The 12,575-nt window shown below is 67.1% G+C and carries 9 protein-coding genes; all 9 read left to right on the forward strand.

Going from position 1 to position 12,575, the window contains the following annotated elements; translation table 11 throughout:
* Position 1: 1 nt before the first annotated feature.
* The 9 genes from AC07U0_RS15605 (at position 2) to AC07U0_RS15645 (ending at position 12,469) form a co-directional block, all read left to right on the forward strand.
* Positions 2 to 1,330, forward strand: coding sequence for a cytochrome b (locus AC07U0_RS15605; RefSeq protein ID WP_494720890.1), 1,329 nt, complete (start codon positions 2 to 4; stop codon positions 1,328 to 1,330).
* 5 nt (positions 1,331 to 1,335) lie between these two features.
* Complete coding sequence (locus tag AC07U0_RS15610) at positions 1,336 to 2,196, forward strand: cytochrome c1 (protein WP_494720891.1); 861 nt, start codon at positions 1,336 to 1,338, stop codon at positions 2,194 to 2,196.
* 122 nt (positions 2,197 to 2,318) lie between these two features.
* Positions 2,319 to 3,743 (forward strand): UDP-N-acetylmuramate--L-alanine ligase, encoded by a 1,425-nt coding sequence (murC, locus tag AC07U0_RS15615; RefSeq protein ID WP_494720892.1) that lies wholly within the window; start codon positions 2,319 to 2,321, stop codon positions 3,741 to 3,743.
* 1 nt (position 3,744) lies between these two features.
* Entirely contained in the window at positions 3,745 to 4,113 is a 369-nt protein-coding gene (locus tag AC07U0_RS15620; RefSeq protein ID WP_494720893.1) for a glyoxalase superfamily protein, read from the forward strand.
* 46 nt (positions 4,114 to 4,159) lie between these two features.
* Positions 4,160 to 5,074: a UDP-N-acetylmuramate dehydrogenase gene (gene murB / locus AC07U0_RS15625; protein WP_494720894.1), complete on the forward strand. Its 915-nt coding sequence runs from the start codon at positions 4,160 to 4,162 to the stop codon at positions 5,072 to 5,074.
* 820 nt (positions 5,075 to 5,894) lie between these two features.
* A complete protein-coding gene (locus tag AC07U0_RS15630) occupies positions 5,895 to 6,839 on the forward strand; it encodes a D-alanine--D-alanine ligase (protein WP_492033521.1) in 945 nt (314 codons plus the stop codon).
* On the forward strand, positions 6,827 to 7,753 hold the full coding sequence (locus tag AC07U0_RS15635; RefSeq protein ID WP_494720895.1) for a cell division protein FtsQ/DivIB: 927 nt from the start codon (positions 6,827 to 6,829) through the stop codon (positions 7,751 to 7,753). The genes AC07U0_RS15630 and AC07U0_RS15635 overlap by 13 nt, the downstream gene beginning before the upstream one ends.
* Positions 7,754 to 7,774: 21 nt before the next feature.
* A complete protein-coding gene (gene ftsA / locus AC07U0_RS15640; protein WP_494720896.1) occupies positions 7,775 to 9,097 on the forward strand; it encodes a cell division protein FtsA in 1,323 nt (440 codons plus the stop codon).
* A gap of 339 nt (positions 9,098 to 9,436) precedes the next feature.
* Entirely contained in the window at positions 9,437 to 12,469 is a 3,033-nt protein-coding gene (locus AC07U0_RS15645) for a TonB-dependent receptor domain-containing protein (protein ID WP_494720897.1), read from the forward strand.
* Positions 12,470 to 12,575 lie beyond the last annotated feature (106 nt).

Raw genomic sequence — 12,575 nt, forward strand, 5'->3', positions numbered from 1 at the left:
CATGAGCGATCACGAATCCACCTACGTCCCCAAGACCGGCATCGAGAAGTGGCTCGACGCCCGCCTGCCGATCGTCCGTTTCGGCGCCGACTATCTGTCGCTGCCCACCCCGAAGAACCTGAACTACTGGTACACCTTCGGCGGCATCCTGACGGTCTGCCTGATGATCCAGATCATCACCGGCATCGTCCTGGCCATGCACTATACGCCAAACACCGCCCTGGCCTTCGCCTCGGTCGAGCGCATCATGCGCGACGTGAACGGCGGCTGGCTGATCCGTTTCGTCCACGCCAACGGCGCGTCGATGTTCTTCATGGCGGTCTACATCCACATGCTGCGCGGTCTCTATTACGGGTCGTACAAGGCGCCGCGGGAGATGATCTGGATCCTGGGCTGCGTGATCTTCTTCCTGATGATCGCCACGGCCTTCCTGGGCTACGTCCTGCCGTGGGGCCAGATGTCCTACTGGGGCGCCGAGGTCATCACCAACCTGATCGGGGCGATCCCGCTGATCGGCGAGCCGATCCTGATCTGGTTGCGCGGCGGTCCGGGCATCGACAATGCGACGCTGAACCGCTTCTTCTCGCTTCACTATCTGCTGCCGTTCGTGATCTTCGGCGTGGTGGTGCTGCACCTGTGGGCGCTGCACACCTCGGGCCAGAACAACCCGGTCGGCATCCTGATCCCCAAGGATCGGGAGAAGAAGGACATGGTGCCTTTCCACCCGTACTACACGGTCAAGGACGGCTTCGCCCTGATCCTGTTCCTGATGCTGTTCTCGCTGTTCGTCTTCTTCATGCCGGACGCCCTGGGCCACGCCGACAACTACATCCCGGCCAACCCGCTGCAGACCCCGGCGCACATCGTGCCCGAGTGGTACATGCTGCCCTTCTACGCGATCCTGCGCGCCATCCCGGACAAGTTCGGCGGCGTGGTGGCGATGTTCGGCGCCATCGGCGTGCTGTTCATCCTGCCCTGGCTGGATACGTCCAAGGTGCGCTCGATGCGCTATCGCCCGACGATGCGGACCTTCTTTGTGGTCTTCTGCCTGGTGGGCCTCGGCCTCGGCTGGTGCGGCGGGCAGCTGCCCGACAGCCACGTCATCCCGAACATGACGACGTTCAACCTGATCGACGGCGACCTGAACTCCTACCTGTGGCTGACGCGCCTGCTGACGGCCTACTACTTCGCCTTCTTCTTCATCATCCTGCCGCTGGTGGGACTGAAGGAGACGCCGCTGCCGATCCCGGCCTCCATCTCCGAGCCCGTGCTGGGCGGTTCGGACGCCATGACCCCTGCGGCTCCGGCCCAGGCCGAGAAGAAGGGCTGATCGCGATGACGATTTCCATCCGTAAAACCCTGATCGCCGTCGCGGCCTTCGCCGGCCTGACCACGGCTGCGGCCCCGGCCCTGGCCGAGGGCGGCGCCCACCACCTGCGTGACGGGGGCTTCTCGTTCGAGGGTCCGTTCGGCACCTTCGATCAGGGCCAGCTGCAGCGCGGCTACAAGGTCTATCGGGAGGTCTGCTCGGCCTGCCACTCGATGAGCCTGATGCATTTCCGGACCCTGGGCGAGAAGGGCGGGCCCTTCTATGACCCGCACGCCGCCAACCCGGCCGAGAACCGCTACGTCAAGGCGCTGGCGGCCGAGGTCCAGGTCGCGGACATCGACAATGAGACGGGCGAGCCGATCCAGCGTCCCGGCATCGCCGCCGACGCCTTCCCGTCGCCCTATCCGAACCATACTGCGGCCGCGGCGGCCAACGGCGGGGCGGCTCCGCCCGACCTGTCGGTGATGGCCAAGGCCCGCCACGGCGGCGCCGACTACATCTATTCGATCCTGACCGGCTATCACACGCCGCCGGCGGGTCTGAAGATGACCAACACCCAGCACTACAACGCCTATATGTCGGGCGACCTGAAGCCCTTCATGCCGGAAGGCGCGGCGACCCCTCCGGGCGGCTTCATCGCCATGCCCCCGCCGCTGGCCCAGGACGGTCTGGTCACCTACGACGACGGCACCAAGGCCACCAAGGACCAGATGGCCAAGGACGTCGCCGCCTATATCGCCTGGGCGTCCGAGCCCCACGCGATCGAGCGCAAGCAGGCGGGTCTGGGCGTGCTGGCCTTCCTGGCCCTGTTCGCCGGCGTGACCTATGTCAGCTACCGCCGCATCTGGAAGAACGTGGCCCACTAGGGCGCGCCTTCCTCGCCAAATGATCAGCCCGCCGGAGTTCGCTCCGGCGGGTTTTTTCATGCCCACAGTTCTGGAGGGCAGGGGGAGGTGCATTCCGATCCGACCCTTGCTAATCCGCTGGCATGATCGCTCGCCTTCGCCCCGTCCCGTTCGACCTCGGTCCCGTCCACTTCGTCGGCATCGGCGGTATCGGCATGAGCGGCATCGCCGAGATCATGCTCAAGATCGGCTATTCGGTTCAGGGCTCGGATGCGAAATCCAGCGCCAACACCGAGCGGCTGGAGAAGCTGGGCGCGAAGATCTTCATCGGCCATGACGCCGCCCATGTGACCGAGGGCGTCTCGGCCGTGGTCTATTCGACGGCGGTCAAGGCGACCAACCCGGAGATGATGACGGCTCGCGAGCGCCGCATCCCGCTGGTCCGCCGGGCCGAGATGCTGGCCGAGCTGATGCGGCTGCAGTTCTCGATCGCGGTCGGCGGCACCCACGGCAAGACGACCACCACCTCGATGGTCGCGGCCCTGCTGGACGCGGCGGGTTTCGACCCGACGGTGGTCAACGGCGGGATCATCAACGCCTATGGCACCAACGCCAAGGTCGGCGACGGCGACTGGATCGTGGTCGAGGCGGACGAGTCGGACGGCAGTTTCCTGCGCCTGAAGTCGACGGTGGCCATCGTCACCAATATCGACCCCGAACACCTCGACCACTACGGCGACTTCGACAAGGTGCGGGCCGCCTTCGTGGACTTCGTCGAGAACATCCCCTTCTACGGCTTCGCCGCTGTCTGCCTCGACCACCCCGAGGTCCAGCGTCTGGTGGCCTCGATCGATAACCGGCGCCTGGTCACCTACGGGCTGAACCCGCAGGCGATGGTGCGGGCCGAGGGCTGCGAGATGGGGCCGGACGGCTGCCGCTTCGACGTGGTCTTCCAGTCGCGCGATCCGAGCGTCGAGCCGACCCGGATCGAGGGGCTGCACCTGCCCATGGCCGGCTGGCACAATGTCTCCAACGCGCTGGCCGCCATCGCCGTGGCGCGCGAGCTGGACGTCTCGGACGAGGCGATCAAGTCGGGTCTGGCAGGCTTCGGCGGGGTCAAGCGCCGCTTCACCACCACGGGGGTCGTCAACGGCGTGCGCATCGTCGACGACTATGGCCACCACCCGGTCGAGATCGCCGCCGTCCTGAAGGCCGCGCGTCAGGTGACCGAGGGCAAGGTCGTCGCGGTCATGCAGCCGCACCGCTACACCCGGCTGCGCGATCTGATGGAGGAGTTCTCGACCAGCTTCTCGGACGCCGACGTGGTTCTGATCGCCGACGTCTATCCTGCGGGCGAGGCCCCGATCGAGGGCGTGGACAAGAACGCCCTGGTCGACGGCGTGCGCCGCTACGGCCACCGCCAGGTCTCGGCTCTGGACAGCGTCACCGCCCTGCCGCGCATCGTCGCCGAGGCCACTTCTGCGGGCGACGTCGTGGTCCTGCTGGGCGCCGGCGACATCACCAGCTGGGCCTACGCCCTGCCGGCGCAGCTGGAAGCGCTGGGGTAGGGTGACCGACTGGTACTCCCGCCCGGTCCTGTTCGTCGCGGACATCGAGCGGTCGGTGGCCTTCTATCGGGGGCAGCTCGGGTTTCGCGAGGACTGGCGCTACGACGAGGACGGCGGGCGGCTGATCGTTCAGGTGAGCCGTCAGGAGTGCGAGCTGATCCTGTCGTCGCAATGGCCGGACAAGGTGGGCGGCGGGCTGATCTTCGTCTCGCTGGATCTCGACCTGCTGTCGGCGACGCGGGCCGAGTTCGAACGGCGCGGGGTGTCAGTCGAGGACGGCCATTGGGGTTATCCGCTGATGATCGTCACCGATCCCGACGGCAACCAGCTCTACTTCCCCTATCCGGCGGATGACCAACCCGCCGCATGATCTCTGACCTCTTGCCTTGGCGAGCCCGAGCGGGCATCGCAGGCCGATGAGCGACTGGCGAGACACCCTTCCTTCCGTGCGCGGCAAGCTGCTGCGCGACGAGCCGCTGGGGCCCTTCACCTGGTTCCGGGTGGGCGGGGCGGCCGAGGTCCTGTTCATCCCGGCGGACGCCGACGATCTGGCCGACTTCCTCAAGGGTCTCGACGCCGCCGTGCCGGTTCTGGTGCTGGGCGTGGGCTCCAACGTCATCGTGCGCGACGGCGGGGTCGAGGGCGTGGTCATCCGTCTGGCGGGCCGTCCGTTCGCGGGCGTGACGACCGAGGGCGAGACCATCACCGCCGGGGCCGGGGCGCTGGACGCCATGGTCGCCAAGGCTTCGGCCAAGGCCGGGCTGGCCGGGCTGGAGTTCTATGCAGGCATTCCGGGGACCATCGGCGGCGCCCTGACCATGAACGCCGGCTGCTATGGCTCGGAGACCAAGGACATCCTCGTCTCCGCCTGGGGCCTGACGCGGGCCGGGGCGCGGGTCGACTATACGCTGGCCGACTTCGGCTACACCTACCGCCACTCCGAGGCGCCCGCCGACATCATCTGGATCGAGGCCGTCTATCGCGGCGCGCCAGACGCGCCTGAGGCCGTCTCGGCCCGCATCGCCGAGATCACCTCGCGCCGCGAGACGACCCAGCCGATCCGCGAGAAGACCGGCGGCTCCACCTTCAAGAACCCGCCCGGCCATTCGTCGTGGAAGCTGGTCGACGAGGCGGGCTGGCGCGGCAAGCTGCACGCCGTGACCGGGGGAGGGGCCATGTTCTCGGACCTGCACTCCAACTTCATGATCAACCCCGGCGAGGCGACCGCCGCCGACATCGAGGGTCTGGGCGAGGCCGTGCGCGCCGACGTCCTGGCCAAGACCGGCGTCCAGCTGGACTGGGAAATCAAGCGGATCGGGCGGCCGGCCTGATCCGTCATCCTCGGGCGGCTACCGACGGATGGCGGAGGGCTGAGGTCCGCTAGATGGTAAGGTCGGCTTACGACCCATTGCGGACATCGACCCGCTCGCGCATCATCGCCTTATGAAACGAACGTTCCTCGCTAGCTTGGCCGCCGGAATGTTCCTAACGGCACTAACATCTTGCTCACCGAGCACCCGCATATCTCTGCGCAATGAGACCGGGTCTGAGGTCGCAACGCAGGTAAACGGCGAACTCATCCGCCTTGCCTCAGGGGAAACCAGCAAGGCTTTCATTCTGGCTTGGGGCAACCAAGGCCACTGGAACAAAGAAGTCCGAGCCGGTGATTGCGCCTACATTTACATGGCTCGAGGCTATGAGCAGGAGCTAAACCTTCCGCGAGCGAACATGGCGCAGGGGCCTACCGTGTTGATCCTCGATGCAGATTTTCGGCTCACTGCGACGAGTGAGAATGGGGAACCCTTGGGATTCGTCATGCCGGAGCGCCGCTGCGGGTGATCTATCTTTCGTTTCACGGTTTCAAAGGCTGCTAACCACCCTTAGCTGCCATCCGGCACGTCCGCTCAGGAGGGAATTGCAGGTCGCGGTAGTTCGCGTGGTGGCCGTTGCCCGCGTGTGGTGACGCTTCGGCGTTCGCCGTCGCTTTCCGATTTTGTCGAACCGTGGGTCCTCGGGACGAGCCCGAGGATGACGGAGGTGGGGAACGGCGGCGGCATCTAACTTTTGGCCTTTGGCCTCGTTCGCGTCGTCTTCATTGACGAGGTGTTAAGGACGTTTCGGTCATTGAGGTCAGACCTCCCGGAGCGCTCCATGTCGTCGTCCAAACCCTTTTCCGAATTGCACGTCGCCGTCCTTCTGGGCGGGCTGTCGGCCGAGCGCGAGGTGTCGCTGGTCTCGGGCAAGGGCTGCGCCGACGCCCTGGAAGGGCAGGTGGCCAAGGTCAGCCGCGTCGACGCGGGCCGCGATCTGGCCGCCGTCCTGACCGCGCTCAAGCCCGACGTCGTCTTCAACGCCCTGCACGGCGCCTGGGGCGAGGACGGTTGTGTCCAGGGCGTGCTGGAAACCCTGGGCATTCCCTATACCCACTCCGGCGTCCTGGCCTCGGCCCTGGCGATGGACAAGAACAAGTCCAAGGCCGTGTTGAGGGCCGCGGGCGTCGCCGTGCCCGGCGGCGGCCTCTATGACCGGCATCAGGTGGCGCGCGAGCATGTCATTCCGCCCCCCTATGTGATCAAGCCGAACGCCGAGGGCTCCTCGGTCGGGGTCTTTCTGGTGCGCGAGGGCGCCAACCGTCCGGTCGCCGAGGTCGGCGAGGACAGCTGGACCTATGGCGAGACGGTGATGGTCGAGCCCTACATCCCCGGCAAGGAGCTCTGCGTCGCCGTTGTTGGGGAAAAGTCGGGCCCGCGCGCCCTGACCGTGACCGACATCACCCCGACGAAAGGCTTCTACGACTACGAAGCGAAGTACGCCCCGGGCGGCTCCACCCATGAATTGCCTGCGGTTTTGCCGCCGCACGTGTTCGAGAAGGCCCTGCGGCAGGCCGAGCTGGCCCACGCCGCCATGGGTTGCCAGGGGGTTTCGCGATCTGACTTCCGTTATGACGATGTTAAGGACGAATTGGTCTTTCTGGAGGTCAATACGCAGCCCGGCATGACGCCGACCTCTCTGGTGCCAGAGCAGGCCGCCTACGTCGGGATGTCCTATCAAGACCTTGTCCGGTGGATCGTGGAGGACGCCTCATGCCCGCGGTAGTACGCGGCGGCCGGCGACAGATTTCGAATTCGGCTCCGAAGCGTGGCGCGTCTCCTTCTGCGAAGAAGGGCGGTCAGCGCGGGGCCCGTAACGCTCCCGTCGTCGCCGGCAAGTTCGCCGCCGTCGGCAAGCTGGATCTGTCGCCCCGCGCAGTCGTCATCTCCATCGTCGCCGGTGTCTGCGTCCTGGGCGCGGTCCTGGCCACGGGCGCTCGCGCCGAGCGCATCGGCGCCTCGATGGGCCGCGGCATGGACAGCCTGGCGACCGGCATGGGTCTGTCGCTGCGCCGCGTCCACATCACCGGCGCCTCGGCCGAGGCCACGCCCGCGATCCGCGCGGCCCTGGACGTTCACGCCGGCCAGCCGATCACCAGCCTCGACCTGGCCGCCATGCGCGACCGGGTGCAGGGCGTGGGCTGGGTCGAGGAGGCGCGCGTCGTGCGCCTGCTGCCCGACACCCTGATCATCGAGGTCAAGGAGCACGACCGTCTGGCCGTCTGGCAGACCGGCGGCCAGAACTACGTCATCGACAGCCACGGCAAGACCATCCCCGGCGCCGACGCCGGCCGCTATCCGGCCCTGCCGCTGGTGGTGGGCAAGGGCGCCGATGTCGCCGCCGCCGAGCTGCTGCCGCTGCTGGCCCAGCGTCCACGCCTGATGGGCCGGATCGACGCGCTGGTTCGCGTCGACGAGCGCCGCTGGGACCTGAGGCTCAAGGACGGCAGCCTCATCATGCTTCCGGCCATGGGGCTGGATTCGGCCCTGATCCGTCTGGACGCGCTGGATCAGCGCGAGCGGCTGCTGGACCTCGGCTTCTCGCGCGTGGACCTGCGCGCCGAGGATTCCGTCGCCGTGCGCCCGGGTCGTACGGTTGCTGCCGTGCAAACTGCGGCTCCGGCCGAAGACGACGTCTGAGTACAGGGTAGGGCAGGGACGATGACCGGACGCAAGAACGACGCTGTGGCCGAGGCCGCCAAGGCCAACCGCGCGCCGGTCGTGGCCGCGCTGGACCTGGGCCAGTCCAAGGTCGCCTGCTTCATCATGAAGCCCGACGGCGTGCGCCACGCCGACCGCACCATCCGCGTCGCCGGCGCCAGCCATGTCCAGTCCAAGGGCGTGAAGGGCGGCTCCATCATCAATATGGACGAGGCGGCGCAAGCCATCGGCCATGCGGTCGAGCGCGCCGAGCGCGCCTCGGGCGCCCCCGTGTCCGGCGTCATCGTCTCCACCGCCATCGGCCAGATGGCCAGCCACCGGGTTCAGGCCCGGGTGTCGGTCGGCGCCCATCCTATCGGCGACGCCGACCTGGCCCGCGCCATCGGCATGGCCCTGGCCCAGATCCGCCTGCCCAACCGCCGCCCGATCCACGTCCTGCCCATCGCCTGGTCGGTGGACGGGGCGCGCGGCGTGCACGACCCGCGCTCGATGCGCGGCGGCTCGCTGGGCCTCGACCTGCTGGTCGTGTCCATGGCCGAAAGCGCCTTCGCGTCGCTGAGCCACTGTCTGGAGCTGGCCCACCTCGACCTGCAGGGCGTCGCCGCCGCGCCGGTCGTGTCGTCCCTCGCCGCCCTCGAGGAGGACGAGATGGATCTGGGTTGCGTCTGCATCGACATGGGCGGCGGCTCGACCAGCGCCGCGGTCTGGAGCGGCCGGTCCCTGCTGCACATCGAATCCGTCAACGTCGGTGGCGATCACGTCACCGCCGATATTGCGCGCGGCCTGTCGACGTCCAAGGCGGGCGCCGAACGGCTCAAGACCCTGCACGGCTCGGCCATGGCCTCGGCCAATGAGGACCGCGAGATGCTGGAAGCCCCGCCGCGCGGCGAGGATCCGGCCGCCGGCCCCGTCATCGTGCCCCGCGCCATGCTCAAGACCGTGATCGCCCCGCGCGTGGAAGAGACGCTGGAGCTGCTGCGCGATCGCCTCCGCAATGCGGGCGTGGCGCTGGATCCCGGCGCAAGCATCGTCCTGACCGGCGGCGCCAGCCAGCTGAACGGCGTGCGCGAACTGGCCATCCGGGTGTTCGACCGTCCGGTGCGTCTGGGCCGGCCCCAGCGCGCGCCCCACCTGGCCGACGCCGCCTCGGGCCCGGCCTTCTGCTCCTCGGCGGGCGTCCTGCTGCGCGCCGCCTATGGCCCGCGCGAAGCCGTCTCGGCCCGCAAGCTGATGTCGCGCCAGATCACCGCCGCCGACGCGCCCAAGGTCCACCGTGGCAATATCGTCGCCCGGGCCGCCGGCTGGCTGCGCGAAAACCTCTGAGTCTCCGCCCCGGAGGCGCATCCGCGCCTGCCTCTCACGCGGCGAGATTGTGGCCGCGCCGCCGTTCGCGGAACGCGGGGCGGTCGCCATTAACGCCCGTCCGTCGCCCAAGTGTGACAGACCGCCGTTCGCAAACGCAAAAAACTTTTAAAAATCAGTGGATGGACCGTCGCACTCCCGTGGCAAGACTGTGTCCCCTTTGTAACAGAAGTTCCGCGCAGTAGCCGTATTGCGGTCGCAATGCTTGCGGGAGCGCTGTTTTCCTCTAATCCCGATGACAACTCGTAAGCCGACTCTCCTCGGGTTGCGGTTCTGTTTTAACGGTTGGGGCCTATCCACATGCTGCTTCGCAACTACCTCTTCGGCACGACGATCATCGCGGGCGTTATCGCTTCCGCGGCGCCGTCGTTCGCCCAAACGACGTCGACCTCGTCGACCTCGTCGTCGTCGTCCTCCTCGTCGCAAGACCAAACCGCGACCGAAGTGCAGGAAGTCACCGTCACCGGTTCGCGCATCCGCGGCGTGTACAACTCGCCGTCGCCGGTCACCGTCGTGACCAAGGACGAAGCCACCCTGCAGGGTCTGGCCTCGACGACCGAGCTGCTGCAGAGCAACCAGATCACGGGCGGCACCTCGCAGATCAACAACCTCTACACCGGCTTCGTCACCAACGGCGGCCCCGGCGCCAACACCATCGGCCTGCGGGGCCTTGGCCCGACCCGCACCCTGCTGCTGCTGAACGGCCGCCGCGTCGCTCCGGCCGGTTCGCGCGGTTCGGTCGGCTCGGCTGACCTGAACGTCCTGCCCTCGGCCCTGATCGCCCGCGTCGAAGTCCTGAAGGACGGCGCCTCGTCGATCTACGGCTCGGACGCCGTCGCCGGCGTTATCAACATCGTCACCCAGGACAACCTGGAAGGCTTCGTCGTCGAAGGTCAGTACAACGCGACCACCGACGCCAACGGCAACGGCGACAAGTCGCGGATCTCGATCTCGGCTGGTCACCAGTTCGACAACCTGAGCCTGATCGCTTCGGTCGAGCGCTACGACAGTGAAGCGACCCTGGTCGGCGACCGCGAGTTCGCGCGCTGCCCGACGCAAGGCTTCACCGACGGCACGGACACCATCGACCCGCTGACCGGCAAGTCGAAGTGCTTCTCGATCGACAACGGCGGCGTCACGATCAACACCCTCGGCATGGCCAACCGGGCGGCCATCGGCGCGACCGGCACCCCGGCCCCCGGCGTTCTGGGCACCTACAACCGCTTCCGTCCGAACTCGGCCGTGACCACCGGTCTGGTCGGCTTCGAAGGCGTCGGCGGCACCGGCCTGAGCACCGACATCCGCGACACCTACGACCCGCGCATGCTGGACGCGACCCTGTTCTCGCCGGTCACCACCACGACCGCCTTCCTGGGCGCCACGGCTCACCTCGGTTCGGCCGAAATCTACTCGGAAACCCTGTTCAACCGTCGTGAGTCCTCGCAGCTCGACTACCGTCAGCTGACGCTCGACTACGCCGTCGGCAGCCTGCTGATCCCCTCGAACATCGCCGCCGGTGGCGCGATGTCGGTCGACCAGGGCCTCAACGGCGGTCGCAACGTCCAGGCTCGCGCCTTCATCGGCTTCGGTCTGTATGAAGCGACCCAACAGGTCGATTTCGGCAAGCAAACCCTCGGCGTCCGCGGCGATCTGCCGTTCCGCGACTGGCACTATGACACCTACGCCAGCTACACGCGCTCCAAGTCGGAGTACATGTACCAGCAGTTCCTGACGTCGCAGCTGATCGACTCGCTGAACGTCGTCGCCGCTCCGGCCGGTTTCGACTCGACCCTGACCCGTTCGGGCAACGGTCCGGCCGGCGCCGTCACCGTGACCTGCGCCGTCAACCTGACGAACCCGCTGGCCCGCTGCGTTCCGGCTCCGTTCCTGAACAACGACACCATCGGCGGCAAGCTGCCCCAGAACTGGCTCAACAACGTCCTGCGTCCGGTCATCGGCACCACGGAATACACCGAGACGGTCTTCAGCGGCGGCATCGACGGTTCGCTGTTCACCCTGCCGGCCGGCGACCTGCGCTTCTTCCTGGGCGCCGAGTACCGCAGGGCTGACATCGACGACACCCCCGGCCTGGATTCGCAGAACGCCAACACCTACAACTTCTCCACTGCCGCCATCACGCGCGGTAAGGATGCGGTGCGGGAGATCTTCGGCGAAATCGAGGTTCCGCTGCTGGCTGACCTGCCTTTCGCCCACGATCTGACGCTGTCGGCGTCGGCCCGCTGGACCGACTATGACTCGTACGGCGACGACACCACCTACAAGCTCGGCCTGAACTACTCGCCGACCGACTGGCTGCTGTTCCGCGCCACCTACGGCACCTCGTACCGCGCCCCGGCGCTGTTCGAGCAGTTCCTGGGCGCCACCGCCGGCTTCCTGGCCAGCTCCAACGACGTCTGCAACAACTACGAAGCTCCGACCGTCAACCCGAACCGGGCCGCAAACTGCGCCTCGCAAGGTCTGCCGGTTGGCTTCACCCAGACGTCCAGCGTTCGTCAGCTGACCGCTGGCGGCGCCGCCGCGGGCCTCTCGGCTGAAACCTCGACCAACTTCACGGGCGGTCTGGTCATCACTCCGCCGATCCCGGAAGCTCTGGGTCGTCTGTCGTTCGCGGTGGACTACTACGAGATCAAGCTGGACAACTCGGTCGCCAACGTCAGCACCGCCTACATCCTGTCGCAGTGCTATAACTCGCCGACGGCCGACTTCGCCGCCAAGGCCGGTTATTGCGCCTTCGTCAGCCGCGACCCGGCGACCCGTGCTCTGACCGTCATCAACGGTTACGTGAACATCGCCACGAACCAGGTGAAGGGCATCGACTACAACGCTCGCTACACCAAGAGCGAAGTCTTCGGTGGCCGCGTCACGGCCAACCTGGCGGTTACGCAGTTCCTGGAACGCTACTCCAAGCTGTTCCCGACGGACCCGACCTATGACGTCATCGGCAGCCTGAACGACCCGGAGTACACCGCCCAGTTCGACGTGAGCTACGCTCGCGACAAGTGGCGCGTCCGCTACGGCGTCGAGTGGGTTTCGGCGGTGTCCGACGAAGGCCTCTACGCTGCCCAGAACGGCGGTACGAGCCTCGCCGCCAACGGCATCAACTCGAGCCTCAGCGACTACTACCTCCACAATGCGTCGATGCAGTGGGCTGACAAGGACATCACGGTCACCGTGGGCGCCCGCAACCTGTTCAACACCAACCCGCCGTCCGGGTCGGGTTACTGGACGGGCGGCATCGGCAACTCGCCGATCTACTCGGGCTACGACTTCGTTGGCCGCACGGTCTTCGTGAACGTGTCGAAGAGCTTCTAAGCCTCTTCGAGAGACTGAAAGAGAGGCCGGCGGACCCTGGGTCCGCCGGCCTTTTCTTTGCCTGACGACCGGGCGGCGAAGCTCGCCTGAAGGGGGAGAAATGACG

The sequence above is a fragment of the Brevundimonas sp. GW821-FHT02A10 genome (assembly GCF_059422025.1).

What these genes read in the sequence shown, in the direction of transcription:
- AC07U0_RS15605 (WP_494720890.1), top strand. Translation starts at nt 2, where the DNA reads ATGAGCGATCACGAATCCACCTACGTCCCCAAGACCGGCATCGAGAAG.
- AC07U0_RS15610 (WP_494720891.1), top strand. Translation starts at nt 1,336, where the DNA reads ATGACGATTTCCATCCGTAAAACCCTGATCGCCGTCGCGGCCTTCGCC.
- murC (WP_494720892.1), top strand. Translation starts at nt 2,319, where the DNA reads ATGATCGCTCGCCTTCGCCCCGTCCCGTTCGACCTCGGTCCCGTCCAC.
- murB (WP_494720894.1), top strand. Translation starts at nt 4,160, where the DNA reads ATGAGCGACTGGCGAGACACCCTTCCTTCCGTGCGCGGCAAGCTGCTG.
- AC07U0_RS15630 (WP_492033521.1), top strand. Translation starts at nt 5,895, where the DNA reads ATGTCGTCGTCCAAACCCTTTTCCGAATTGCACGTCGCCGTCCTTCTG.
- AC07U0_RS15635 (WP_494720895.1), top strand. Translation starts at nt 6,827, where the DNA reads ATGCCCGCGGTAGTACGCGGCGGCCGGCGACAGATTTCGAATTCGGCT.
- ftsA (WP_494720896.1), top strand. Translation starts at nt 7,775, where the DNA reads ATGACCGGACGCAAGAACGACGCTGTGGCCGAGGCCGCCAAGGCCAAC.
- AC07U0_RS15645 (WP_494720897.1), top strand. Translation starts at nt 9,437, where the DNA reads ATGCTGCTTCGCAACTACCTCTTCGGCACGACGATCATCGCGGGCGTT.